The 23,928-nt window shown below is 61.5% G+C and carries 25 protein-coding genes; 19 read left to right on the forward strand and 6 right to left on the reverse strand.

The features are described from left to right. Positions 1 to 23: 23 nt before the first annotated feature. From IEV88_RS00910 to IEV88_RS00950, 9 genes are all read left to right on the forward strand, one after another. Positions 24 to 821, forward strand: a complete 798-nt coding sequence (locus IEV88_RS00910) for a competence/damage-inducible protein A (protein ID WP_188159424.1) — start codon at positions 24 to 26, stop codon at positions 819 to 821. Between the two features lie 5 nt (positions 822 to 826). Further along, positions 827 to 2,194 carry an L-serine ammonia-lyase gene (locus IEV88_RS00915; RefSeq protein WP_188159425.1) on the forward strand — a complete coding sequence of 456 codons (1,368 nt, stop codon included), beginning with the start codon at positions 827 to 829 and terminating at the stop codon, positions 2,192 to 2,194. Between the two features lie 112 nt (positions 2,195 to 2,306). After that, positions 2,307 to 2,795: a helix-turn-helix domain-containing protein gene (locus IEV88_RS00920; protein WP_188159426.1), complete on the forward strand. Its 489-nt coding sequence runs from the start codon at positions 2,307 to 2,309 to the stop codon at positions 2,793 to 2,795. Positions 2,796 to 3,031: 236 nt separating this feature from the next. Next, positions 3,032 to 3,430, forward strand: a complete 399-nt coding sequence (locus tag IEV88_RS00925; protein ID WP_188159427.1) for a hypothetical protein — start codon at positions 3,032 to 3,034, stop codon at positions 3,428 to 3,430. 99 nt (positions 3,431 to 3,529) lie between these two features. After that, entirely contained in the window at positions 3,530 to 3,949 is a 420-nt protein-coding gene (locus tag IEV88_RS00930) for a hypothetical protein (protein ID WP_188159428.1), read from the forward strand. Between the two features lie 96 nt (positions 3,950 to 4,045). Next, positions 4,046 to 5,302, forward strand: a complete 1,257-nt coding sequence (locus tag IEV88_RS00935; protein WP_188159429.1) for an FAD-dependent oxidoreductase — start codon at positions 4,046 to 4,048, stop codon at positions 5,300 to 5,302. Between the two features lie 55 nt (positions 5,303 to 5,357). Continuing rightward, positions 5,358 to 6,419 (forward strand): zinc-binding metallopeptidase family protein, encoded by a 1,062-nt coding sequence (locus IEV88_RS00940; RefSeq protein WP_188159430.1) that lies wholly within the window; start codon positions 5,358 to 5,360, stop codon positions 6,417 to 6,419. A gap of 124 nt (positions 6,420 to 6,543) precedes the next feature. Further along, positions 6,544 to 6,765, forward strand: a complete 222-nt coding sequence (locus tag IEV88_RS00945) for a hypothetical protein (protein ID WP_206711301.1) — start codon at positions 6,544 to 6,546, stop codon at positions 6,763 to 6,765. Between the two features lie 60 nt (positions 6,766 to 6,825). After that, positions 6,826 to 7,578, forward strand: a complete 753-nt coding sequence (locus IEV88_RS00950) for a hypothetical protein (RefSeq protein WP_188159431.1) — start codon at positions 6,826 to 6,828, stop codon at positions 7,576 to 7,578. A gap of 137 nt (positions 7,579 to 7,715) precedes the next feature. Here the strand turns inward: IEV88_RS00950 and IEV88_RS00955 are convergent, their stop codons facing one another. Then, on the reverse strand, positions 7,716 to 8,927 hold the full coding sequence (locus IEV88_RS00955) for an NADP-dependent isocitrate dehydrogenase (protein ID WP_188159432.1): 1,212 nt from the start codon (positions 8,925 to 8,927) through the stop codon (positions 7,716 to 7,718). Positions 8,928 to 9,092: 165 nt separating this feature from the next. On the opposite strand from IEV88_RS00955, the gene IEV88_RS00960 reads away from it, so the two are divergent. After that, entirely contained in the window at positions 9,093 to 9,881 is a 789-nt protein-coding gene (locus IEV88_RS00960; protein ID WP_188159433.1) for an RNA methyltransferase, read from the forward strand. 51 nt (positions 9,882 to 9,932) lie between these two features. Here the strand turns inward: IEV88_RS00960 and IEV88_RS00965 are convergent, their stop codons facing one another. Beyond that, positions 9,933 to 11,480, reverse strand: coding sequence for an alpha-N-arabinofuranosidase (locus IEV88_RS00965; protein WP_188159434.1), 1,548 nt, complete (start codon positions 11,478 to 11,480; stop codon positions 9,933 to 9,935). A 190-nt stretch (positions 11,481 to 11,670) separates the two neighbouring features. Next, entirely contained in the window at positions 11,671 to 14,118 is a 2,448-nt protein-coding gene (locus tag IEV88_RS00970; RefSeq protein WP_188159435.1) for a CehA/McbA family metallohydrolase, read from the reverse strand. A gap of 250 nt (positions 14,119 to 14,368) precedes the next feature. On the opposite strand from IEV88_RS00970, the gene IEV88_RS00975 reads away from it, so the two are divergent. The 8 genes from IEV88_RS00975 (at position 14,369) to IEV88_RS01010 (ending at position 20,687) form a co-directional block, all read left to right on the forward strand. Continuing rightward, a complete protein-coding gene (locus IEV88_RS00975) occupies positions 14,369 to 14,659 on the forward strand; it encodes a GNAT family N-acetyltransferase (protein ID WP_188159436.1) in 291 nt (96 codons plus the stop codon). A 40-nt stretch (positions 14,660 to 14,699) separates the two neighbouring features. Continuing rightward, complete coding sequence (locus IEV88_RS00980) at positions 14,700 to 14,993, forward strand: GNAT family N-acetyltransferase (RefSeq protein ID WP_188159437.1); 294 nt, start codon at positions 14,700 to 14,702, stop codon at positions 14,991 to 14,993. A gap of 152 nt (positions 14,994 to 15,145) precedes the next feature. Continuing rightward, entirely contained in the window at positions 15,146 to 15,877 is a 732-nt protein-coding gene (locus tag IEV88_RS00985; protein WP_373291168.1) for a queuosine precursor transporter, read from the forward strand. Between the two features lie 17 nt (positions 15,878 to 15,894). Next, on the forward strand, positions 15,895 to 16,206 hold the full coding sequence (locus IEV88_RS00990) for a hypothetical protein (protein WP_188159439.1): 312 nt from the start codon (positions 15,895 to 15,897) through the stop codon (positions 16,204 to 16,206). Beyond that, positions 16,167 to 16,577: a potassium transporter TrkG gene (locus tag IEV88_RS00995; RefSeq protein WP_188159440.1), complete on the forward strand. Its 411-nt coding sequence runs from the start codon at positions 16,167 to 16,169 to the stop codon at positions 16,575 to 16,577. Before IEV88_RS00990 ends, IEV88_RS00995 begins: the two co-directional genes overlap by 40 nt. Positions 16,578 to 16,684: 107 nt before the next feature. After that, positions 16,685 to 18,091: an alpha,alpha-trehalose-phosphate synthase (UDP-forming) gene (locus IEV88_RS01000; protein WP_188159441.1), complete on the forward strand. Its 1,407-nt coding sequence runs from the start codon at positions 16,685 to 16,687 to the stop codon at positions 18,089 to 18,091. 71 nt (positions 18,092 to 18,162) lie between these two features. Next, a complete protein-coding gene (gene otsB / locus IEV88_RS01005) occupies positions 18,163 to 18,891 on the forward strand; it encodes a trehalose-phosphatase (protein ID WP_188159442.1) in 729 nt (242 codons plus the stop codon). After that, positions 18,888 to 20,687: a glycoside hydrolase family 15 protein gene (locus IEV88_RS01010; RefSeq protein ID WP_188159443.1), complete on the forward strand. Its 1,800-nt coding sequence runs from the start codon at positions 18,888 to 18,890 to the stop codon at positions 20,685 to 20,687. The genes otsB and IEV88_RS01010 overlap by 4 nt, the downstream gene beginning before the upstream one ends. 150 nt (positions 20,688 to 20,837) lie before the next feature. Here IEV88_RS01010 and IEV88_RS01015 read toward each other — a convergent pair whose 3' ends face one another. Then, entirely contained in the window at positions 20,838 to 21,251 is a 414-nt protein-coding gene (locus IEV88_RS01015) for an SET domain-containing protein (RefSeq protein ID WP_188159444.1), read from the reverse strand. A gap of 492 nt (positions 21,252 to 21,743) precedes the next feature. On the opposite strand from IEV88_RS01015, the gene rpsD reads away from it, so the two are divergent. Next, positions 21,744 to 22,361 (forward strand): 30S ribosomal protein S4, encoded by a 618-nt coding sequence (gene rpsD / locus IEV88_RS01020; RefSeq protein WP_188159445.1) that lies wholly within the window; start codon positions 21,744 to 21,746, stop codon positions 22,359 to 22,361. Positions 22,362 to 22,480: 119 nt separating this feature from the next. On the opposite strand, the gene IEV88_RS01025 is transcribed toward rpsD, so the two are convergent. Both IEV88_RS01025 and IEV88_RS01030 read right to left on the reverse strand, forming a co-directional pair. Beyond that, positions 22,481 to 22,645 carry a hypothetical protein gene (locus IEV88_RS01025; protein WP_188159446.1) on the reverse strand — a complete coding sequence of 55 codons (165 nt, stop codon included), beginning with the start codon at positions 22,643 to 22,645 and terminating at the stop codon, positions 22,481 to 22,483. 160 nt (positions 22,646 to 22,805) lie between these two features. Continuing rightward, complete coding sequence (locus IEV88_RS01030) at positions 22,806 to 23,903, reverse strand: AI-2E family transporter (protein WP_188159447.1); 1,098 nt, start codon at positions 23,901 to 23,903, stop codon at positions 22,806 to 22,808. Between the last annotated feature and the right edge of the window lie 25 nt (positions 23,904 to 23,928).

A 23,928-nucleotide genomic window follows, 5' to 3' on the forward strand; every position in this document is an offset into this window, starting at 1 on the left:
AGTGACGGTCTATGACTAGGGTTATGAGCGAGAACAAGAACATGACACAGCGCAATCCCACCGCCGCCATGGTCGCGATCGGCGACGAGATCCTCTCCGGCCGCACCCGCGACGCCAACATGCATTACCTCGCCAATTGGCTGACAGCGCGCGGGGTCAACCTGATCGAGGTGCGCGTGGTGCCCGACGTCGAAGACGTGATCGTCGCGGCCGTGAACGATGTCCGGGCCACGGCGGATTATGTCTTTACCTCGGGCGGTATCGGCCCGACCCATGACGACATTACCGCGCTCGCCATCGGCAAGGCATTCGAGGCGCATACGGATGTTCGCTACGATGCGCTGGCAATCCTCAAGGAATGGTATGATGCAAGGGGCGAGGAGATCACACCCGCCCGCCGCCGCATGGCCCGCGTGCCCGAGGGGGCCAGCCTGATCGCCAATGCCGTGTCCGGCGCACCGGGGTTCCGTATCGGGAATGTTTTCGTCATGGCCGGCGTTCCGAAAATCTTTCAGGCCATGCTCGAGGCTGTTGACGACCAGATAGAGCGCGGCCCCTCGCGCATTTCCTTCACCGTGCGCGGCAATGCCAGGGAAAGCGAGATCGCCGAGGCGCTGGCGGCGCTGCAGGCATCCCACCCGGATATTTCGATCGGCAGCTATCCGGGCAAGACCGGGCAGGGGCGCAACGTCGCCATCGTGCTGCGAGGCTATGTCAGGGAAGACGTCCATGCGGTGGCCCTGAAGGTCCATGAGATCATGCAGCAGAAAGAGATGAGGCCGGAGCTTATCGAGGGAATGCCCGTCACGGATGAGGACTGACCGCCATGCTCAGCGTCTTCGATATTTTCAAGATCGGCGTCGGCCCCTCTTCGTCCCATACGGTCGGGCCGATGCTGATTGCCCGCCGATTCCTTCTCGCCTGCGAGGAAGCCGGGCATTTCGAGGCTGCGTTCCGGGTAATGGTCGAGCTTCAGGGCTCGCTCGCGCTGACCGGCATCGGCCATGGCACGGACCGTGCCGTGCTTCTCGGCCTGTCGGGCGAGACGCCGGAAAAGATCGACACGCTTGGCATCGAAGACAAACTGCAGAAGATTCGCGACAGCGGCTGCATCAGCCTGCTCGGCAGGAAGGAGATTGCCTTCGATGCCAGGGGCGATGTCGACCTGCGCGGCGATATCATGCCGGACCTGCACCCCAATGGCATGCGCCTCGTCGCCTTTGACGATGCGGGGGCAGAGCTTTTCCAGCAGACCTGGTACTCGGTCGGCGGCGGCTTCGTGCGTCAGGAAAGCGAAATGGGCCGCGACGAAATCGCCGACGCGGTCGAGGTGCGATACCCGTTCGGCTCGGCGGCAGAGCTGCTCCGGCAATGCGACAAGGACAATATTTCAGTCCACAGGCTGATCGCGCGCAACGAGGATTCCTTCCGGCCGCGGGCGCAGACCCTGCGCAAGCTCGACGCGATATGGAAGGTCATGTCGGCCAGTATCGACAGGGGCTTGCGTACCGAGGGTATCCTGCCGGGCGGGCTGAGGGTCAATCGCCGGGCGCCGGCCCTCTATGGCAAGCTGACCCGGCATGGCCCGCTGAACGAACGCGAGGCCCTGTTCGACTGGCTCAACGTCTTTGCCATGGCGGTCAATGAAGAGAACGCCGCCGGTGGTCAGGTGGTCACCGCGCCGACCAATGGTGCCGCGGGCATTATCCCGGCGGTGATCAAGTTTTATTGTGCCATGGACGGGCTCGCAGAAATGGAAAAGATCCGGCGTTTCCTGATGACGGCAGGCGGTATCGGCATCCTCTACAAGCAGCGCGCCTCGATCTCCGGCGCGGAGATGGGCTGCCAGGGAGAAGTCGGCGTTGCCTGTTCCATGGCAGCCGCAGGTCTTGCCGCTGTCTGGGGCGGCACGCCGCAACAGATCGAGCATGCCGCCGAGATCGGTATGGAGCACAATCTCGGCCTGACCTGCGATCCGGTTGGCGGTCTCGTCCAGATCCCTTGTATCGAGCGCAATGCGATTGGCGCGGTGAAGGCGGTCAATGCCGCGCGCCTCGCCCTGCAGTCCGACGGGCCGCACAAGGTCTCGCTCGATCAGGTGATCGAAACGATGCGTCAGACGGGCGTAGACATGAATCGCAAATACAAGGAAACCAGTGAGGGGGGACTCGCCGTCAATGTCGTCGAGTGCTGATGAACGGGTCCGAGCCAGCTTAGGATTGTGTTAAGGCATCTTGCCTTGAATCGGGTCCTTAATGCAGGATGGAGCGGCCCTGTTCTGAAAACCGGCAGGAGTGTTTGGACTGATGGGCGATTTTACGCGCATATTTATTCGTGACTGGCGACTGGAGAGCGGCCTGACAGAGGACGAACTCGCCGAATTGATGGATGTTCCGCGCGACCAGCTCGACGCCCTCGAGAAGAACGAAAGCCCTTACACGCCGCAAATGGTCTACCGCCTGGCGAGAATTTTCGATATTGACGCCTTCAGGCTGTTCACCCATCCGGCGGTTCATTTCGAGAAGGATGGCCTGCGCGAGGCGATGACGCCGGAGGCGCTGTCAGCGCTGCTTCGCATCTTCCTGCCCGATGTCGTCTCCAGCCTCAGGGACAAGGGCAAGCTCGACGATCTCATCAATGATGAGCTGCCCGACGAATACTGGGAAGTCCAATCGGACAAGTTATTGAAATTGATGGAATTTCTGAAGTCGTATCGCGACGATCCGTCGTCTACTCTTCGGTCTCTTTTCGAGGCTCTAGAGACACAGCCTCCTTCTCCTGATAGGTCCTGTTGAGACGATCCATATAGCTGCGTAAGGCGCGATAGATAATGCTCTGGTCCGCCCGGATGGTGCGGCCATGAGTCAGCCATTTCGGCAGATATGTAACGTTGTCGTCTTTATCGGACATCGTTCGAGTGATTCCCTCAATTCACGGTTTCTTAAAGCCTTTTCCTAAAATTTGGAAGCCTCAATTCGAAACAACTTCGGGTTGGTCAACTGGAATGAGGCTGACGATGACTTTATCTTCCATGAAAGCTAGTTTGCGCGCCTATGAACGCGAAGTATTCACCGGTGCCAAGGCGCTCGCCGGTGCCAGTGCGGTTGCCGTGGTAGCAAGCTGGCAGCAGCAACTGAATGACCTCGATACCATCAAGGCCCAGTTTATCGCGACGACTGGAGAAAATGAACTTGTTTCTGCCGCATATCAGAATATTTCCGGCAGTCTCGACGGGCTGAGCGCCGTCGTCGGTTCCTCGGACAAGGATGCGATCATGGCGGCCGCCATGCAGTTCTATGCGTCCCTGACGGAGGCCCATGGCGCGTTTGCCGAACTGGTGCCGCTATCATTGCGCGGCGAGGACACGATCGCGCCGGAAACGCTGATGCGCCTGTCGGGCATTCTTGGCTCAGCGTTGGGCCTGGGTTAGGCCGTTCGCCGCATTCTGAGGGCTAACCACCCGGTTTTCCTTGACTATTCAGCCTCCCTGGATCGAATGTGATTCACGGGGCTGCACGTTGGGGATATCGTGTTCAAGACGTTTATCACGGTCGTCTTTCTGGTTCTGATGGTGACCCTCATCGTCAGCGCCTGGCTCGTCAAGGACCGGCGCATCCATATCGGGGTGCTTGCCATCGTCTTTTCCTGGGTGACGAGCAATGTCATCCACATGATCATCTCCGACTACAGCCCGTTGCTGGTCGAGATCATCATCAACATTGCGCTCATCTATATCTTCTTCCAGCTCCATTTCTGGCCCGAGGGCGAGAATAGCGGCCCGGTCTGGCCGGTTTACATGATGGTCTTCGAGTTGTGCATCTTCCTGTCGCACATGACCCGGATCACCATGAGCCCGACCTATTACGTCATCCTCATCAATATCCTGTTCGGCGTGGAGGTCCTGTTCATGATCGGGGTTATCTGGTTCAATCGCCTCAAGAAAAGATAGACCCGGACCGATTGCGACGACCCGGCAGCGCCGCCGGGCTTTGCGGTGGTGCTGAACCGGCTCATGCTGTCCACCGGACAGAGCGGGATGCGAGATATGACACTATCGGCTGCCATTGCCGGGGCAGGCATTGCCGGTCTTGCCGCCGCCACCTTGCTGGCGCGGCGTGGTTGGAGGGTCGAGATATTCGACAAATCGCCGGCGCCCGCCCCGGTCGGATCGGGGCTGATCCTGCAGCCCGTCGGTCTGGCGGTCCTCAACCGGCTCGGCTGCCTGCAGGCGATCAGCGATCGGGGTGCTCGCATCGACCGGCTGTTCGGCCGCGTCGTGCCGTCGAACCGCATCGTCCTCGATGTGCGCTATGGCTCCCCCGGCTCCGGCAAGCATGGCATTGCCGTTCACCGTGACACCTTGTTCCGCGCCCTGTTGACTGCCGCCCGTCACGAAGGGCTGGCGATCACCCACAGCAGCAACGTCGCCAGTGTGGTACAGGGGCGCGGCGGCGAATGGCTGCAGATGATTGATGGCGCCCGTCATGGCCCGTTCGATCTCGTCATCGACGGCCTGGGCGCGCGCTCTGCCCTGTCGCCGGGGAGCGGGCGCGAGCTCAGCTATGGCGCGCTGTGGGCAAGCCTCGACTGGCCCGCGAGCGGTTTCATGGATAACACGCTGGAACAGCGATATGAATATGCATCCTGCATGGCAGGGGTGCTGCCGATCGGCCAGCCTGCCGGCAGCGATGTCAGGCAGGCGGCTTTCTTCTGGAGCATCAAACAGGAGCACTTTGACAGCTGGCGCCGTGTGCCGCTCGACCAGTGGAAAGAGGCAGTTCTGAGGGTCTGGCCGCAGGCAATCGCCTTCGTCGACCAGATCGCCAGCCATGACGATTTGGTCATGGCGCGCTACCGCCACCGGACCCGCCGCGATCCCGTCAGTGGACGGACAGTTCATCTGGGCGACAGCTTCCATGCGACCAGTCCTCAACTCGGGCAGGGAGCCAACATGGCCCTGCTCGACGCGCTGGCGCTCGATACCGCGCTCGACATGCAGCCTGATCTCGACACCGCGCTCGGTGAATATGCCCGCATGAGGGCGACCCATGTGTGGCTCTACCAGTTCATCAGCCTGGTCTTCACGCCCTTCTACCAGTCCGACAGCCGGCTCGTGGCTGCCCTGCGAGACCATCTCCTCTCGCCGGCCTCGCGCCTCGCGCCGGTGCAATGGCTGCTCGGCGGCATGGTCGCCGGCGAGCTTGGCTATCCTCTGCGGGCAATGCGCGCGGCACCGTTCCGGGGCACGCCGCTGGCCCAGGGACGGGACGGCTCGGACGCGATCATTTTCCCCTCGCCCTGAGGCGGCAAATTATCCATGGTGTGTTCCGCAAAGGATGACGCCATGGATTGCTTGAATGGATGATTTTACCCTGACGGCGAGAATTATCGCCAAGACCGCCGAATATCTCGATTTTCCGAGTGTCGTTGGCCACGAGACGCCATTTCTCGATTACCTCGAGCGGGATTTCTCCGGCGCCGGTTTTGCCGTCACGCGCCGCCGGAACCTGACCATCGTCGAAACCGGCTCTCCCGGGCCGATCCATTGCGCCCATGTCGATCGCCATGGCGTGATCATGGACGGGGCGGGACACGGCAATTTTGCCGCCTTTGCGGTGAAGACGGAAAAATACGGCCAAATGGCCGCGCCAACGAGGTCGCTGTTCGACAAGATCGCCAGCCGCTATCGCGGCGAGGAGATGTTCGCCTATGACCGCGAAACCGGCGGGCGCCTGGCCTATGGCGATGTCGAAGATGTTGTCTTCGATACGGATAATGAGCGTGTACGGTTTCACTTCAGGGGGTTCCCGCCGCTGCCTGCGGGCACGCCAGTCGCCTTTTCCCGGACGGTGCAGCGCGAAGGTGACAACCTCGTCTCCGGCCAGCTTGACAACCCGCTCTCTGCGGCCTTGTTGCGGGTCGCTGCCGAGGCAGGGCTGACCGGCAAGATCGTCTTCGCTGCCGAAGAGGAGATCGGCCGGTCGGCCGGGCATATCCTGCAATGGGCAGGCGAGCGGATGACCTCGTTCAGCGCGTTCCTGATCATCGACACATCCCCTTTTGCCGACGGCGGAGAGGCGGGAAAGGGCACTGTCGTCCTGCGCCGCAAGGATGCCAACGGCGCGTTCGACGACGCCATGGTTGGCCGGCTTGAAACGGGGGCCGCGTCCCTGAATATTCCCGTCCTGTTCAAGGACGCCTTCATCGAGGAAGCGAACGGGAAAGCGAGAGCCGCCGGAGAGCCGGAACAGGGTCTTGGCATCACTGAACTCGGCCGGCTCGTGACCATGTCCCAGGGCCAGTTTACCGGCACCACGCTGCAGATCCCGACCTGGAACTATCATTCGAACCGGGAAACCACGACCCATGCGGCGGTTCTCAACGCCGCAAGACTATTGCTTTCTGTCGGTGGCGCCTGATTGCCCGGGCACCGGGATCATAGAATCAGTGGAACTTTGCTGCAATGCACTGTATTTGTGTGGGATTGTACCAGTAGCCCGGCAGGTGCCGGCAGACTGAAGCAACCGTCAAAGGAGAATGACGATGCAGAAACTTTTTGCGCTGTTAGTAATTATGTTCGGCAGTTTCTTTGCTGTATCTTGTGGCGACGATTCCGCTGACGATGCAGGCGATGCCGTAGAAGAAGCGGTAGAAGATTCCGAAGATGCGATGGAAGACGTTGGCGACGAAATGGAAGAAGCCGGTGACGATATGGCCGATGAAATGGAAGAAGTCGGCGAGGAAATGGAGCCCGAGCAGCTCTAGGTAATACCGGGATGTCCCGGTCTTGTGCCGGGACATCCTCTCATCAAAACAGGCGGTGGCATGGTTCGTATAGTATTTACCCTCATCGCTGCAGCAGTCCTGGTGACCGGCTGCGCTACGGTGCCTGCCGATCAGGCAAACCCTGCCACGGCAGGTAATAATTCCCAAAAGCAACCCAGTACCGCCGACCAGCGTACGGCTGACCTTCGGGCGCTTGACCAACTGACGGGCATCCTTCTTGCCGCGTCCGAAAGCTATGACATCGCCAATACCGATGCCGCTGCTGCCAGCCTCGTGCGGGCCGGAGAAGCGCCATCCCTTTACGAAACCCTGGGCGGTGCCCGCCAGTCCCTGGCGCGGGAGGTTCAGGCCCGGGTTGCCGATTTAGGTGGTGAGCTGCGCGAGACGGCCTCTGCAGACGGCGAGGGCTTCTATGTTATCGTGGATATCGCCAATGCCGTCGAAAAGGGACCGGCGCTTGTCCTGGCCGAGGCGCTTGTTGGCGAAACCTATCTGATCGACAGGTTGCGCGGCTATCTTTCCGACCCGGCCATCAGTGTGGAAACCAAGACATTCTTCCAGGAAATCCTGCCGGGCCTGCGGGCCGAGCGCGATGCCATCGCCCTGCTGGTCGATGCACTGCCGGAAGGTTCGCTCCCTGAGGAGAATGAAGGTGATCCTCAGCCGGACAGCGAAGATACCGTCTCACCCGAAGGCGAGACCGGCGAAGACAGCGACGCTGATACTCTGGACGAAGAACCGGGCGACGCCACCGCCGCCGCCGATGCCACGATGCTGGCAGCCCAATCCTGATAGCCCGATCCTGATAGCCCGATCCAGATTGCCCCAGCGCCGAAGGCAGGGTCATTGATCAACACCGCCGCGGGATACGAGAAAGCCGCCGGTCATACCGGCGGCTTTTTTTTATCCGTGTGAAGACGGGAAGGGGCTTAACCCATGGCCTTCTGGAAGTTCTCGTCGACCTTGTCGAGGAAGCCGGTCGTCGTCTGCCAGCCCTGATCGGCACCGATCAGCAGCGCGAGATCCTTGGTCATGTCGCCGTTCTCGACGGTCTGGACCACGGTCGCTTCCAGCTTCTCGGCGAATTCCACGACCTTCGGCGTGTCGTCCATCTTGCCACGGCGGGCGAGGCCGCGCGTCCAGGCGAAGATCGAGGCGATCGAGTTGGTCGAGGTTTCCTCGCCGCGCTGGTGGGCGCGATAGTGGCGGGTGACGGTGCCGTGGGCGGCTTCCGCCTCGGCTGTCTTGCCATCCGGCGTCAGCAGCACGGAGGTCATCAGGCCGAGCGAGCCGAAGCCCTGGGCGACCGTGTCGGACTGGACGTCGCCGTCATAGTTCTTGCACGCCCAGACATAGCCGCCGGACCATTTCATGCAGGCCGCGACCATGTCGTCGATCAGGCGGTGCTCATAGGTCAGGCCCTTCTCGTCGAACTGGTCCTTGAATTCGGCCTCGAAGATTTCCATGAAGAGGTCTTTGAAGCGGCCATCATATTTCTTCATGATGGTGTTCTTGGTCGACAGGTAGACCGGGTATTCGCGCTGCAGGCCATAGTTGAAGCTGGCGCGGGCGAAGTCGCGGATCGAGTCGTCGAGGTTGTACATGCCCATATAGACGCCGGCAGACGGCGCATCATAGACCTCGTGCTCTTCGACCTGGCCGTCCTTGCCTTCCCATTTCAGGGTCAGCTTGCCCGGTCCCGGGAACAGCATGTCGGTGGCGCGGTACTGGTCGCCAAAGGCATGACGCCCGATGATGATCGGCTGGGTCCAGCCCGGCACCAGGCGCGGGACGTTCTTGATGATGATCGGCTCGCGGAAGACGACGCCGCCGAGAATGTTGCGGATCGTGCCGTTCGGCGAGCGCCACATCTTCTTCAGGCCGAATTCCTCGACGCGGGCCTCGTCCGGCGTAATGGTTGCGCATTTGACGCCGACGCCATGTTCCTTGATCGCGTTTGCCGCATCGACCGTGATCTGGTCGTCGGTGCGGTCGCGCTCCTCGATGCCGAGATCGTAGTAATGCAGGTCGATATCGAGGTAAGGATGGATGAGCTTGTCCTTGATCATCTGCCAGATGATGCGGGTCATCTCGTCGCCGTCGAGTTCGACGACCGGATTTTTCACTTTGATTTTATCCATGGAAATTTCTAACCCCTGAGGTTTGACGGATCTTGAATTCGGTGATTACGGCAGGGCTATAGCATCCGCTCTCTTTGATGCACAAGGGGCAGGGGCTACAACATCCCGGCAGTAAGCGAGACATTCCGACGACATAGGGCGCCCCGGCGCGGGCGGACATGAAAAATGACAGACAAAAGAAAATACGGGCGAAAGCACGGGTTAGGGCCCGGCCCGGTGATCGTGCTGGTCGATCCGCAAATGGGCGAGAATATCGGCGCGGCGGCCCGCGCGATGCTGAATTTCGGCCTGACCGGCCTGCGGCTGGTGCGTCCCCGCGATGGCTGGCCGAACCCGAAGGCAGGCGCGATGGCCGCCGGGGCGTCCAGCGTCGTCGACAATGCAAGGGTCTTCGACAGTGTCGAGGACGCGACCGCCGATTGCGGATACATTCTCGCGACCACCGCCCGCCAGCGCGAGCTGTACCTGCCGGTCTATGAGCCGGGCGAGGCCATGGCCGAGATCAAGCCGCGCATCGATGACGGCCAGACCTGCGCGATCCTGTTCGGCGGCGAGAAATCGGGCCTCAACACCAATGACATTTCCTTGTGCCATGGCATCCTGACCGTGCCCCTGAACCCCGCTTTCTCCTCGCTCAATCTCGGTCAGGCGGTGCTGCTTGCCGCCTGGGAATGGTCGAAACTGGCGGGCAAGGGCGAGCGCTTCCCCTCGCGGATGGACGACGCTGAGGTCCCGACCCAGGCCGATACGGACGGGTTGATCAACCACCTGTTCGCCGAGCTCGAGCCGTCGGGTTTTTTCTTCCCGCCGGAGAAACGCGAGGTGATGGAGCGCAATATCCGCACCACGATCAAGCGGGCAGGCTTTACCCGCGCCGATACCCAGTTGATGCGCGGGATTATCAAGGCGCTGGCGAGAGGGCGTGGCGCCGGCAGGGCCGCCAGCGAGGAATAAAAAAGGCGGGGAATGATCCCCGCCTTTTTCGTTCTGAACTCTGACAGTCGCTTATTGCGCGATGCGCATCACGCTGACGGAGCGCGGTTCCAGCGTCATGCGCAGCTTGCCGCGGGTCGCCGATACGTCCATTTCGACGGGTGATACAGCTTCCGGATCATCGAACGAATTATGGGCATCCATGCTGGCGCCGGTCAGTTGCCGCACGCTTGCGCTGTCGGCACCAAAGGCCGGCAAGGCGATTTCGTGTGCCTTGCTCGCATCGGCATTGACTACGGCAATCAGGATATCGCCATTCTCGGCGATCGCCGCTGAAAGACTCACCGCCGGGATCGTCTCGCCGCCATGGCTGTAGTCAGGGCTGTCGAAGTCGACCGGCAGGGCCGTCGCACCCTGGAACGGCACATACATCTCATAGACATGATAGGTCGGTGTCAGGATCATCTCCGGCCCGTCGGTCAGGATCATCGCCTGCAGCACGTTGACCATCTGGGCAATATTCGTCATCGGCACCCGGTCGGCATATTTGTGGAAGATGTTGAGGTTGAGCGCGGCGACGACCGCGTCGCGGATCGTGTTCTGCTGGTTCAGCGCCGGCGCGCCTTCCTCGCCGTCGACCCACATGCCCCATTCATCGACATAGAGATGGAAATCCTCGCCCAGATCATGGCTGTCGATGATCGCCAGCTTGTCCTCGATGATCGTGTCCATCTTGATCGTGTGCGACAGGGTCGACATCCACTCGTCCTCGGGGAAGCCCAGCGCATCGCCCTTCTTGCCCCAGTCGCCGGTCGGCAGGGTGTAGAAGTGGACGGAGATGCCGTCGCCGAGATCGCCCATTGCCGGGTGATCGAGGATCTCGTCGGAATAGTCCATATTGCCTTCATGGGAGCCGGAGATGATGCGTACCGGCATCTCGCCCTCGACCTTCAGCAGCGTCGCCCACTGGGCATAGAGATCGGCGTAGTAGGCAGGGCGCATGTTCCCGCCGCAGCCCCATGTCTCGTTGCCGATCGACAGGTAATCGATGGTCCACGGTTCGTCGCGGCCATTGGCGCGGCGCTCCTGTGCCAGGGCGGACTCGCCGGTGGCGGTGATATATTCGAGCCAGTCTGAGGCTTCGGTGATCGTGCCGGTGCCGAGATTGACGTTGAGATAGGTCTTGGCGCCCAGCTTTTCAGCGAGGTTGAAGAATTCATGGGTGCCGAACCCGTTCGGCTCCGGCGTGCCGCCCCAGCTCATGTTCACGCGCGGGGTTCTCTCCTCAGGGGCGCCAATACCGTCGCGCCAGTGATACATGTCGGCATAGCAGCCGCCGGGCCAGCGGATCACCGGAATGTCGAGCCTGTCGAGGGCACCATAGACGTCGTCGCGGATGCCGTCCGTGTTCGGAATGTCGCTGTCTTCGCCGACCCAGATACCATCATAGACCTGCGTGCCGAGATGTTCCAGGAACTGGCCGTAGACCTCTGGCTGGATCGTGCCGATCGGCGCATCGCGGTCGATCTCGATATCGGTTTGCGCGCTGGCAACAGCCAGGGCGCTGACGGCGGCCAGGGCCGTGGACATGGCGAAAGCGGCGATCGTGTTTCTGAGCATTTTTTCTTCCCTGACGTTTTGTCGTTATTCTTCCAGTCTTTACTTACAGCGGCAGCCGGGTTCCGCCAATGTTGCAATGGTTTGCAGCGGTGGTATGCCGCCTGAACTGTTTCACTCCGGTGCCGCGAAGGCGCCGACAAGCTCTATTCGATTGGTCCAGACATAGCCGTTGAACCGGTCGGGCACCTGATTACTCCGCGCCTGCCATTGCCTGCAATTTCTGGCGCGCGTCCTTGAAACGCGCCATCAGCCTTGGCGTAGGCGTTTGGTCATAGGCGGTCTTCGCACGGGCCTCGGCGGCATCGAGGGCCCGCAGGAGGTCAGAAGCCGCTGCCGCCTTCGCTGCCGGGTCGGTGCTGCCGATCTCGCCGATCCAGACCGGCGAAGAATGGGCAAAGCGCGTCACTGCCATCGACGGCCAGGCGGGCTCGCCGCCATGGGCCCGCGCTGCGATCCATCCGCCCTCCGGCAGGGTGACGCTGCCTTCATAGACGCGCGTTTCGCCCGCGCTGACGCCCTCGAGCGTCTCCACGACCTCTCCATTGACGATGATCTCCAGTTTTTCGACTGCGGCTGCGCTCGCCAGCGTGACTTTCCAGTCCTGCTCGCCACTCGCCACCGTTTCGCCGGGCTCGGCGCCAGCAATCTCGAACAACAGGGCCGGGCCGGTCGACAGGAAGGTCTTGCCGGCGCGTACCTGGTCTAGGATCGCGTCGAAAGCCGTGCCGTTCTCGGCGCGAGCATAGACGCGGGCGGTGCCGATCGCCGGGGCACGGGTGAAGTCCGACATCATGTCGGTGCCGGACGTCGCCGGTGTCGGCTGGCCGATATTCAGAAGACGATACCAGACCTCAGCCGTACCCAGCGGGCTCGTCCACATGCAGACGAGCTCGATGCCGGTCTCGGGCGACAGCACGGTATCGGATATCATTTCCAGCGGGATGCCGCGCGGCATATCCTCCGCAAACGGATCGTCATGACTGCCGACGGAATGGACATAGGTCGCCAGCGCGCCGGTTTCCGCCGCATAGGCAATCACCTCGCCATTGCTGCGGTCGGGCGAGCCGAAGCGCGGCGTATCCGGGCCGAAATACCATGGATAGAACGGTTTGCCCACGCCGATCAGCCCGACATGGCCATGGAAGTTGGAGCGCACCTCCTGCGACATTGCCACGGTCATGTCGCGCTCTGTGACCCGGTCGCCTACCATGAATTCGTCGACCTGGCGGCTGTAGCGGTTCCACGCCATCGGCGCGACCTGGTCGAGATCCTCGCCCGCCATCAGCGGCAGCAGGTCGCCCGGCGTCATGCGGTGCGGGCCGTCAGCGTTCAGATGGATGTGATGGTCGGCGGAGACATAGCCTGCGCCGTCGGCATCCCAGATCGTTGTAATGGCGAGGCTCGCCTCGGCGGTGCTGCCGCGACTGACGCGGGCGGTGGTGGTCACCGGTATCGACATCGGGCCGTGTACGGCAGTGATCTCATAGCGCCCGGACAGCACGTCGCCGAGGTCGACACTGCCATCGGCATAGAAATAGACGCGGCCATGCTGCGGGTCGAAATAGGTCGGCCCGTCCGGGTTGGCTACCGGGTGGCCATTGCCATCAGTGATCGACAGGCGGGCAGGCAGCGGGCTGCCGTCTTCATCCGTGGTCGTCACCACCATGCTGCCGGTCGGCTGGCCGTAGTCCCAGCTGGCGATCTCCACCGCCTCCGGCTTGCCGCCGGCCGTGGGAATCCGCATCAGATTGAACTGCTGGTTTTCATCCGGTGTGACGTAATAAATCATCGACCCATCGCCGCTGAAGGCTGGCATCAGCGCATAGGTCTCGCCATTGGTCAGCTGGCGGGTGATGCCCGGCCGGGCGAGATCGGCAAGCATCAGGTGATGATCGTCCGCCTGCGGCGCGGTATAGACCAGGGTCCGCTCGCTCGGGTGCACATCGGCGGCCAGCAGCGGTGGCAAATTGATCTCGTTCAGCGCTTCATCCGTACCCGCCCGGAAATCGCGCAGGCGCAGGCTGCTTACTGGATAGGCACTGTGGAGATAGACGAGCCCCGAACCATCCGCCAGCACCCTCGCATTGCGCTCGACCTGGCGCAGGTCCGTCAGCTTTTCTTCCGTGCCCGCATCGATATGGCGTTTCCACAGGCTGAGCACGCCATCTTGTGCCGAGGTGTAATAGAGATAGGTGCTGTCGGCGGAGAATTCCGGATCCAGCTCGATGCCGGGGGAATCGATCACGCTCTCGCGGCCAGTGGCCATGTCGCGGATAATGACCGACGTGTCGCTGCCGCTGTCGCGCACGAAGGTGAGCCGGTCGCCATCGCGCGACCAGCGCGGGCGGCTATCCATCTCCGCCCCATCGGTCAGGCGTTCGGCGATGCCGCTTTCGATATCGAGCAGCCAGATCCAGCCTTTCGCCGCGAAGGCAATATGGCGGCCATCGGGGGAGGGGGCAGGCGCCGTCGGTCCGGCGGCCAGGAAGGGCAGCTCATATTGCTCCAGATAGACATGATGGCCGAAATCATCGAGCTTGGGATAATGATTGGTCCATTGCGCATTTGCCGCGCCGGCGAGGATTGCCGCTCCTGCAACCAGCGCCGCGCCTGTGCGCAGGAATACCCGTATCTTCATCCAGCCCTCCATCGAACCCGATCCTTGAGCCCTCGTCTATCACCCTTCCGGCGGATGAGTCGACACGCATGCGCTGGTCCCGCTCGTTGCCCTGCGCGAAACCAGCGTCGTTTTCGGCGCGGTGCCTGCAACTTTCCTGCTGCGCGAGCCGTTCGGGATCAGGCGCATCATGCTGTCCCTTGCGCTTGCCGCTTGCCTGCTTCTCTTGCAATCGGCACAATGAAGGCGTTTGCACAGCGAGGAGAGCGGGATGAACGTCGAGCTGAAGGAAACGGGATCGGGCGGTCAATACTATCTGCCGGATGCGGCAGCGGGCGACGACGTTGCCGAGATGACGTTCTCCCGCGCCAGTGATAAACTGATCATTGTAGATCATACTTACGTACCGGACCGCTATCGCGGCCAGGGTGTCGGCAAGCAGCTGGCCGACCGGGTCATCGCCGATGCGAGGGAGAAGGGCTTCAGGATCATGCCGCTGTGCCCGTTCCTGAAAGCCCAGTTCCAGAAACATCCGGAATGGCATGACGTTTTGAGCAGATAGGATTAGAGTCATAGACCCAACCCAGGGCAGGAGGTGCCCGATGAAGATCAAGTTCGAGGAATGCGAAACCGGTGGCCGGTATTTCATCCCCGAGTTCGGCAGCCAGGATGTCGCCGAGCTTACCTTTCATTTCAACGAGGACGGCACCATCACCGCCGACCACACCTATGTGCCCCATCGCAAGCGCGGCAAGGGCCTCGCCTACAAGCTGCTGGAGCGCCTGATGGAAGACGCGAAAGCCCGTGACTGGAAGATCGTGCCGTCCTGCTCCTATGTAGCCGCAGAAATGCGCCGAAAGCCCGAATGGCGCGGCTTCGAGGCCGAAAAGGCCTGAGTGCCGGTACCGGCTAACTGTCCGGTCCTCCCAATCCTCCGGCACCGGCTGAGCGTGCCATAATGTCTCTTTTCCCCTGCGACTGGCAGGGCGTATAAGAGCCCGATGGCCGCCATGGCCGCAACGAGGGCTCTATGAAGGATCAGAATGCCATGTCGCCGACGCAGCGCATCGACAGCGCTGACGCGATCAGCCAGCAGCGGTTCAAATATTACGATTTCGCGATGGCGGCCTTTGTCGTCATCCTCGTCCTGTCCAACGTCATCGGTGCGGCCAAGCCGGCCCAGGTCGACCTGCCTGGCATCGGCCCGTTCGTGTTCGGCGCCGGCATCCTGTTCTTCCCGCTTTCCTATGTTCTCGGCGATGTGCTGACCGAGGTCTATGGCTATGCCCGCGCCCGCCGCGTCGTCTGGGCCGGCTTCGGCGCCGTCGTGTTCATGGCGCTGATGAGCTGGGTCGTCGTCTCCCTGCCGCCCGCCGACGGCTGGGAGGGGCAGGCGGCCTATGAGCAGGTCTTCGGCGTCGTGCCGCGCATCGTGCTCGCATCGCTCATCGCCTTCTGGGCTGGTGAGTTTGCCAATGCCTTCGTCATGGCGCGCATGAAGGTCTGGTCGAAGGGCAAGCATTTGTGGCAGCGCACGATCGGCTCGACCATCGTGGGTCAGGGCATCGATTCGCTGATCTTCTATCCCGTCGCCTTTCTCGGCATCTGGGACACGGGTCAGGTCATTACGGTGATGATCACCAATTACGTCCTGAAAGTCCTGTGGGAAGCGCTGCTCACGCCGGTGACCTACCGGGTTGTCGGCTGGCTTAAAAAGGCAGAGGGTGTTGACATATACGACGCCGAGACCGACTTCACACCCTTCTCGGTCAAATCCTGACATACGGAACGAAAGCCGTGCTCAACTTTTCGGTCTCGACCAGCCCGGCCACGTGGCGCCAGGCCCTGTTTTTCTTCGGCATCGTGATCTTCATGATCGGCGTCCTGATGGTGATCCCTACGTTTGCCGAACTGGCCTATGGCGAGCGGGGCCAGTACTCCTTCGCAATGAGCGCCCTCCTGACCCTCGTCATCGGCCTGATGGTTGGCATTGCCATGTGGAATGGCGAGTTCGGGGCGATCCGGACGCGTCACGCCGTTCCGTGGCGGCTGCGCCGGCTCGACATCGGGTGGCATCAAGGTCTGTCTATCGACTCGTCATCCTGCTGAAGATCATCCGGACACGCCTGTGGAAACTGCAGACGCCGCACCGCATCGTGCCGATCACCTTCAACGGGCGCGACGTGACCGAGGACACGATCGTCTCGATCCTGACCTTTCTGACCCTGTTCACCATGTCGATCCTGATCGGTGCGCTGCTGCTGTCGTTCAGCGGCATGGACTTCATCACCGCACTGGCGGCGAGTGCCACTGCACTGTGCAATGTCGGCCCCGGGCTTGGCGATATCGTTGGCCCGGCGGGCAATTTCTCGTCTATGAATTCCTATGACGAGATTATCATCAGTTTCCTGATGATTCTCGGCCGTCTCGAGATTTTTGCCGTCCTGATGCTGTTCGATCCGGAGTTCTGGCGCTACTGACCTTGCCTTTTTGCGTTGCAGCAATATACTCACCTTAAGCACACGAACTTGTGTCTTTAGTGGGTGTTCCGGAATTCGAAGACGGCCAAAAAGGGAAATTACTAGCTATGGGCAGATTGATCGGCGTTTCAAACCGCACCGCAGCCGACCCGAATGCGCGCGCTGGCGGGCTGGCAGTCGCGCTCTGGGATGCTCTTGTCGCGTCAAACGGGACCTGGTTCGGCTGGAGCGGACGCACGGTTGACGAGGCCCGCGGCATCGAGATGTTCTCCGATGGAGGTGTTGATTTCGCCCTGGTCGACCTGACCCATGAAGAACATGAGCGCTTTTACCTCGGCTATTCCAACCGGGCGCTGTGGCCGATCTTTCACTACCGTACCGACCTGGCCAATTTCGACGACGAGGACTTCGCGGGCTATGAAGCCGTCAATCACCGTTTCGCCAGGCTGCTGTCGAAGCAACTGAAGCCGGACGATGTCGTCTGGGTCCATGACTACCATTTCTGCCTGATGGGCGAGGAGCTTCGCCAGCATGGCTTTGACGGCCGCATCGGCTATTTCCTCCATATTCCGTTCCCGGCACCGGAAGTCTTCCGTACCCTGCCTGAACATACCCGTCTCGCAAGGGCGATGACCGCCTATAATCTGCTTGGCTTCCAGACAGAGGACCACAAGGCCAATTTCGAGCGCTACCTGCTGGAATTCGCCGGCGGCAGGAAGAACGATGACGGCACCGTCTCCGTTCACGGTCGCACGGTCACCCTAAAGGCCTATCCGATCGGGATCGATGTCGACGATTTTGCCGCCCTCGCCGAAAAGGACAAGGCACGCGAAGCCAGCACCCGCATCGGCAGGTTTCTCGGCGGCCGCGAACTCGTCCTTGGGGTCGACCGCATGGACTATTCCAAGGGCCTGCCGCAGCGCTTCGAGGCGGTCGGCCGCCTGATTCGCGACTATCCGGACCTGCACGGCAAGGTCTCCTACACGCAGATCGCGCCGCCATCACGGACCAAGGTCGATGAGTATGCGGAGCTTCGCGAGCAGCTCGACCAGCTGTCCGGCTCGATCAATGGCGACCATGGCGATCTCGACTGGATTCCCATCCGCTATCTCGCCCGCTCCTATACACGCGACGAACTCGCCGGCCTTTATCGCATCGCCCGCGTCGGCCTCGTCACGCCGCTGCGCGATGGCATGAACCTCGTCGCCAAGGAATTCATCGCGGCGCAGGACCCCCACGATCCGGGTGTGCTGGTGCTGTCGCATTTCGCCGGTGCTGCGTCGCAGATGCCGGAGGCGCTGCTGGTCAACCCCTATGACACCCACGAGGTCGCCGATGCAATCTATCGCGCGATCCACATGCCGCTTGAAGAGCGCAAGGAGCGCTGGAGTGCCATCGACAAGACAATCCGTGAAAAGGATATCTACTGGTGGCGCCAGACCTTCCTGCACGACCTCGGCCATATCGACGCGGAAAGCGACCTTCCCCCGGTTGAACTGAACGGCGCAGCCTGACACTTTGCCGACTTGCCCTATCTTAGTTTCAGGAGCGTGGAGGCGAGGGTGCCTGCCAGACCGGATTGCACATGACGAACGAAACCTATCCCCCCCTGCCGGAAAAGGGCCAGGCCCTGTTTCTGGATTTTGACGGCACGCTTGCGCCCTTGCAGGATGATCCTGACACGGTCGCGCTGGTCGATGGCGCGGCTCCGCTGCTGGCCAGGCTCGCCGACAGGCTCGATGGCGCGCTGGCGGTGATCAGCGGCCGCGACATCGATGACCTTGCACGCCGCGTGCCGGACACGCTCTGGCGGCTCGGCAATCATGGCCTCAACATCATGGCCCCCGGCGCCGCCGCACTGACCCGTACCGACATGGCACCGGCAGAGCTTCGCGGCGGCCTGACCGGGCTCAGTGCGGACTATCCGGGCACGAAGGTGGAGAACAAGGGCTCCGTCCTCGCGCTGCATTATCGTGCCTGCCCGCAGCATGGCGAGGCATTGCTCGCCGCGGCGCGGCGCATCGTCGACGCCGTCGAGGGTTATGGCGTGCAAAGCGGTAAGATGGTGATCGAGGCCAAGCCGTCCGGCGCCAACAAGGGCCTTGCGATTCGTGAAGTCATGAAACAGCAGCCCTTTGCCGGGCGTGTGCCTGTCATGGCAGGCGACGACGTGACCGATGAGGATGGCTTTGCGGCCGTCCTTGACCTTGGCGGCTTTGCCGTCAAGGTTGGAGAGGGCGAGAGCCTTGCCGCCTACCGGCTCGCGTCGCCGCAGGCTGTTGCAGACTGGCTGGAAAAGGGAATTGCCGAATGAATGGGAACGCACCACCTGTGCTCAACAAACCTTCGCTCGAACTGGGCATGATCGGCAATGGCACGATCGCCGGGCTGATTGACGAGCAGGGGGCCTATGGCTGGCTCTGCTTGCCGCGCCTCGACGGCAAGCCCGTCTTCAACGCGCTGCTCGGCGGCGGCGGCACTTTCGCGGTCGAGCTGGAAGGCTTCGTACGCAGCCGTCAATACTATGTCCGCAACACCGCTGTTCTGTGTACGGTGCTTGAGGCCGAGGATGGCAGTGCCGTCGAAATCACCGATTTCGCGCCGCGTTTCGAGGCGCGGGAGCGCACCTTCCAGCCCATGGGCATCGTCCGGCGCTTGCGGCCCCTTTCCGGCACGCCGCGCATCAAGGTCCGTCTCGATCCGTCGACCGGGTGGGATGACAAGCCGATGCAGGTCACACGGGGCGTCAGCCATGTGCGCTTTGCCAGCGATACGCTGGCTTTCCGGGTGACGACCGATGCGGCGATCTCCTATGTGATGAGCGGCACATCCTTCCTGCTCGACAAGCCGCTGTCCTTCATCTGCGGGCCCGACGAGACCGTCTCCGAGGGGGTCAACACGTTGTCGCGGGAATGGGAAGAGCGCACCGTCAACTACTGGCAGAACTGGTCCCGCCGTCTCGCCATTCCGTTCGAGTGGCAGGAGGCGGTGATCCGCGCCGCCATTACCCTGAAAATGTGCGTATACGAAGAGACCGGCGGGATCATCGCGGCCGCAACATCGTCGATCCCGGAGCATGAAGGCTCGTCGCGCAATTGGGATTATCGCTATTGCTGGATCAGGGATGCCTATTTCACCGTCACCGCGCTGAATCGGCTGTCCTCCGTCGGGACGCTGGAAATCTATCTGCGCTTCCTGCGCAATGTCGTCGCCTCGACCAAGGGCGGGCATATCCAGCCGGTTTACGGGATCAGCCTCGAACAGCAGCTGGAAGAGCAGATCGCCGATGCGCTGCCCGGCTATCGCGGCCACAAGCCGGTCCGGTTCGGCAACCAGGCTGCAGAACATATCCAGCATGACGTCTACGGACAGGTTATCCTCGGCGCATCCCAGGCATTCTTCGACACGCGCCTGCGCAATCAGGCAGGCATTGCCGAATTCCGCCAGCTCGAGCAGGTCGGCGAGCGAGCCTGGGCCATGCATAACGAGCCCGATGCCGGCATCTGGGAATATCGCACGATCAGCCAGGTGCACACATCGTCCGCGCTGATGTGCTGGGCTGCCTGCGACCGCCTCGGCAAGATCGCCGCCTATCTCGGCGACAGCGCGCGGGCCGACTACTGGAACGAGCGGGCAACGACAATCCGCGAGACGATCTATGACAAGGCCTGGAATGACAAGATCAAGGCGTTCACCGGTGCCTATGGCGGCGAGGCGCTCGATGCCTCTGTCCTGTTGATGGCCGAAGTCGGTTTCCTGCCCAAGGACGATCCGCGCTTTGCCGCGACCGTCGATGCGGTCGACAAGCAGCTGCGCCATGGCATGCATGTCTATCGCTACAAGGCGCCGGACGATTTCGGCACGCCAGAGACCGCGTTTACGGCCTGTACCTTCTGGCATATCGACGCGCTCGCCCATATCGGGCGCAAGGAAGAGGCTCGGGAGATATTCGAGGACCTTCTGTCCATGCGCAACAAGCTCGGCCTGCTGTCGGAAGATCTCGATCCCAAGACCGGCCAGCTCTGGGGCAATTTTCCCCAGACCTATTCCATGGTCGGCATCATCAATTCGGCGACACGGCTCTCCAGCCGCTGGGCGGAGTCAATATGACGAGAAGCCGGGCCGGGAATGCCTCCGGCCCGGTCCACTTCGGCAGGACACATCACCCTGCAGTCAACCGGAATCATTCGAACGCAGATAATGTGACCGTTTCCAGGGTCTTGCAGTAGCGTAGCTGCGTCCATCCGGACGCAGGCTGCTTTAATGGGCGTGTCCGTTCATATGCGCCGTCGGGGCGACGTGGTGAACCGCGGTGAACTCCGGCCAGAACTCCGAATAGTCGCCGGTCAGTTCTTCGCCCTCCGCGATATCGCGGCGGGCATAGCCCTGGTCCGGTCCGGTGAAGTCCGTGTTCGGATCGAAAGAATGGTTCATGAACCGGCCATTGTCGCTTTCATAAACGACATAGCGCGGGTCCGGCGCATGCGGATAGGAATAGCGCATCAGCAATTCGCGGTACGCCATCTCGCCGTCCTCCAGAACGCTGCGCGGAATGAGCAGGTCGAAACGGTGGTCGAGTTTCCAGATCAGGTGGCCTTTTTTGATGGCTTCGCCAGCGAACACGCCAACGCCTTCGATGGCGCTTGCAGCGACAAAGGTCTTAATCAACAACATGAGTTGTCTATATCTCCAGAGAAAATGGGACCAGCCGCTCCCGCCGTTAGCATGCGTCTCACCGTCGAGGCGTTATTCCGCGCGTGCTGTCTGATCGCATAAAATAGGATGCTATCTTTTGCGGCAAATACAAGAGGGAAATGCGCGGGCGGCTTTAATTTAATCTTTGCCCCCAGAGACTTGAGCTGGGGAGACCTGAGCAGGCGAGACTTGAGCAGAAGCGCCTTGTGCAAGAGAGACCTGGAGCAGGCAAGTCAGACAGGGGCTGCCTGTACCTGGCGCGTTCCTGCCTGTCCTGACCTCGCCCTCGCCTCGGGGCAGGGTGTTGTATGCCGCCCGAGCCCAGGCGACTGGCGGGCGCCGGGCGGTTGACAGGCCCGGCATCGCGCCCTAAAACCCGCGCTTCTGATGACGGGAGATGCGTGGACCGCCGTTGAGATCGTGTGCCGGATTGGCTGGCGCACCGGGCCGCATTGAAGAAAAGGAAATCGCATGTCCAAGAGACATACGGTCAAGTACAAGATTGACCGCCGCGTAGGCGAAAATATCTGGGGTCGCCCCAAATCTCCGTTCAACCGCCGCGAAACCAAGCCGGGCATGCATGGTGCCCGCCGCGCCAACAAGCTGTCCGACTTCGGCGTCCAGCTGATGGCCAAGCAGAAGCTCAAGGGCTATTACGGCAACATCACGGAAAAACAGTTCGCCAAGATCTATGAAGAGGCCGACCGCCGCAAGGGCAACACCGCCGAGAACCTGATCGGCCTTCTGGAAAGCCGTCTCGACGCGATCGTTTATCGCGCGAAATTCGTGCCGACCGTCTTTGCTGCCCGCCAGTTCGTCAATCACGGCCATGTCATGGTCAATGGCGTGCGCACCAACATCCCATCCTATCGCTGCCAGCCGGGCGACGTCATCGAGATCCGCGAAAAGTCCAAGAACATGGCGCTGGTTCTCGAAGCCCTGCAGTTGCCGGAACGCGACATCCCCGACTATGTCGAGGTCGACGCGAAGAAGATGACCGCGACTCTCGTCCGGATCCCGGAATTTTCCGAAGTGCCCTATGCCGGCACGATGGAACCGAACCTCGTCGTCGAATTCTACGCATCCTAAGGTCCTTGCTGCCGGCGTCGCGCCGGTGGCAATCCTGTTACGCACACGAAAAAGCCCGCGCGATCAGCGCGGGCTTTTTCAGTTTCCGGGGGTGGCGGCAATTATGCCGTCATCCAGCCTTAGAGCGGTGTCGCATTCACCGTCATTATCACGCCGGCAAAACCGACAATCGCGGCGACCGTGCCGATGCCGAGCCAGGCGAGAACCCGCCACGTCATCGAGTGATTGTCAAAAAAGCTATCCGGTTCGCCGTGATAACCAGTATCGTCTGTAATATGTGCCATTTAAAATACTCCTGACTAGCAGTTGTCATATAACTGTCACAGTATATGGGCAATGAGTGCGCACTGTCAAGGGTTTATCCGCAATCAGTGCGCAAAATGCGCACTGAGGGCGCTACAGCTCCTATTTCCGCCAGCATAGAGGGACGCATTTCATCGCTGTTCAGTCTCCCGCCGGCGCCTCATGAGACCTCTCACCCTTCACATCGAGCGTCTCGTCGAGCGTATCCTCGACATAAAGCATCTGCACCATCACATAGAGAACGACCGTAATCGGTGTGGCGAAGACCGCGCCCAGTGGCCCGAACAGGGTCGTGAAGGCGAGAATTGAGAACAGGGTCAGGACCATGGGCAGGCTGGTGGTCCGGTTCATGACATACGGCGTCAGGAAATTGCTCTCGAGCTGCTGGACGCCGACATAGATCGCCAGGGTCCAGGCGAAAGGCACCCAGCCCATCGACGCGGCGATCAGCAATCCCGGTACGGCCGAGACGATCGGGCCGATCAGCGGCACGAACTGCGCAAGCCCCGCAAGCAGGCCGAGGATCAGCCAGGATGGCACGCCGACAATGGCCAGCCCGATACTGACGAGGATCGCGATCACGGCCATGGCGATCAGCTGTCCGATCATCCAGCCTTTCAGAGAGCGGCCGGAGGCATTCATCACCGCGCGCATGCGGTCGCGCGATGTCGACGGCAGGAGCAGCAGCAAGCCGTCGCGATAGGTGGTGGGCCGCGAGGCGAGCATCACGCCCGCAACAACGATCACGACGAGGCCAACGACCGAATTGACGACATTGCTGACGAGGCCGCGCAGATAGCCGAGCGCCGCGCCGGCCTGCTCGCTCGCGCCGTTCCAGGCCTGCACGGCCACCTCGCCGAAGGGGTTTTGCTCGACGGAGGACCGCACCTGTTCGACGGAGCGAGGTAGTTCGGACAGAAACGTGTCGACCTGTGCTGCCAGCTGGCTGCCAAAAAGCCAGCCGAAGCCGGCAAGAATCAGCGCGAGGATGAGGATGGCGCTGAGCACGGCGTATTTCTTCGGCACGTTGAGGCGCCGTTTCAGCGGGTCGGCGATCAGGTGGATGATCACGGCGACGACGACGGCGCCGGTCGCCATCAGGAACACCGTCGACAGTTTCATTGCTGCATAGGCCAGGGCAATCAGCCCGAGAATGAACAGCACCCGCACGACGAAGGTGCGGGTCAGGGCAGCATGGCGGGAGGCGGTATCGCCTTGAGAAGAGGATGGATCAGGCATGCCTCACTAATGCGTGAGGCAGCCC

Source organism: Aquisalinus flavus (genome assembly GCF_014640095.1).
GTDB lineage: Bacteria > Pseudomonadota > Alphaproteobacteria > Caulobacterales > Parvularculaceae > Aquisalinus > Aquisalinus flavus.

What these genes read in the sequence shown, in the direction of transcription:
- IEV88_RS00910 (WP_188159424.1), top strand. Translation starts at nt 24, where the DNA reads ATGAGCGAGAACAAGAACATGACACAGCGCAATCCCACCGCCGCCATG.
- IEV88_RS00915 (WP_188159425.1), top strand. Translation starts at nt 827, where the DNA reads ATGCTCAGCGTCTTCGATATTTTCAAGATCGGCGTCGGCCCCTCTTCG.
- IEV88_RS00920 (WP_188159426.1), top strand. Translation starts at nt 2,307, where the DNA reads ATGGGCGATTTTACGCGCATATTTATTCGTGACTGGCGACTGGAGAGC.
- IEV88_RS00925 (WP_188159427.1), top strand. Translation starts at nt 3,032, where the DNA reads ATGAAAGCTAGTTTGCGCGCCTATGAACGCGAAGTATTCACCGGTGCC.
- IEV88_RS00935 (WP_188159429.1), top strand. Translation starts at nt 4,046, where the DNA reads ATGACACTATCGGCTGCCATTGCCGGGGCAGGCATTGCCGGTCTTGCC.
- IEV88_RS00940 (WP_188159430.1), top strand. Translation starts at nt 5,358, where the DNA reads ATGGATGATTTTACCCTGACGGCGAGAATTATCGCCAAGACCGCCGAA.
- IEV88_RS00945 (WP_206711301.1), top strand. Translation starts at nt 6,544, where the DNA reads ATGCAGAAACTTTTTGCGCTGTTAGTAATTATGTTCGGCAGTTTCTTT.
- IEV88_RS00950 (WP_188159431.1), top strand. Translation starts at nt 6,826, where the DNA reads ATGGTTCGTATAGTATTTACCCTCATCGCTGCAGCAGTCCTGGTGACC.
- IEV88_RS00955 (WP_188159432.1), bottom strand. Translation starts at nt 8,927, where the DNA reads ATGGATAAAATCAAAGTGAAAAATCCGGTCGTCGAACTCGACGGCGAC.
- IEV88_RS00960 (WP_188159433.1), top strand. Translation starts at nt 9,093, where the DNA reads ATGACAGACAAAAGAAAATACGGGCGAAAGCACGGGTTAGGGCCCGGC.
- IEV88_RS00965 (WP_188159434.1), bottom strand. Translation starts at nt 11,480, where the DNA reads ATGCTCAGAAACACGATCGCCGCTTTCGCCATGTCCACGGCCCTGGCC.
- IEV88_RS00970 (WP_188159435.1), bottom strand. Translation starts at nt 14,118, where the DNA reads ATGAAGATACGGGTATTCCTGCGCACAGGCGCGGCGCTGGTTGCAGGA.
- IEV88_RS00975 (WP_188159436.1), top strand. Translation starts at nt 14,369, where the DNA reads ATGAACGTCGAGCTGAAGGAAACGGGATCGGGCGGTCAATACTATCTG.
- IEV88_RS00980 (WP_188159437.1), top strand. Translation starts at nt 14,700, where the DNA reads ATGAAGATCAAGTTCGAGGAATGCGAAACCGGTGGCCGGTATTTCATC.
- IEV88_RS00985 (WP_373291168.1), top strand. Translation starts at nt 15,146, where the DNA reads ATGTCGCCGACGCAGCGCATCGACAGCGCTGACGCGATCAGCCAGCAG.
- IEV88_RS01000 (WP_188159441.1), top strand. Translation starts at nt 16,685, where the DNA reads ATGGGCAGATTGATCGGCGTTTCAAACCGCACCGCAGCCGACCCGAAT.
- otsB (WP_188159442.1), top strand. Translation starts at nt 18,163, where the DNA reads ATGACGAACGAAACCTATCCCCCCCTGCCGGAAAAGGGCCAGGCCCTG.
- IEV88_RS01010 (WP_188159443.1), top strand. Translation starts at nt 18,888, where the DNA reads ATGAATGGGAACGCACCACCTGTGCTCAACAAACCTTCGCTCGAACTG.
- IEV88_RS01015 (WP_188159444.1), bottom strand. Translation starts at nt 21,251, where the DNA reads ATGTTGTTGATTAAGACCTTTGTCGCTGCAAGCGCCATCGAAGGCGTT.
- rpsD (WP_188159445.1), top strand. Translation starts at nt 21,744, where the DNA reads ATGTCCAAGAGACATACGGTCAAGTACAAGATTGACCGCCGCGTAGGC.
- IEV88_RS01025 (WP_188159446.1), bottom strand. Translation starts at nt 22,645, where the DNA reads ATGGCACATATTACAGACGATACTGGTTATCACGGCGAACCGGATAGC.
- IEV88_RS01030 (WP_188159447.1), bottom strand. Translation starts at nt 23,903, where the DNA reads ATGCCTGATCCATCCTCTTCTCAAGGCGATACCGCCTCCCGCCATGCT.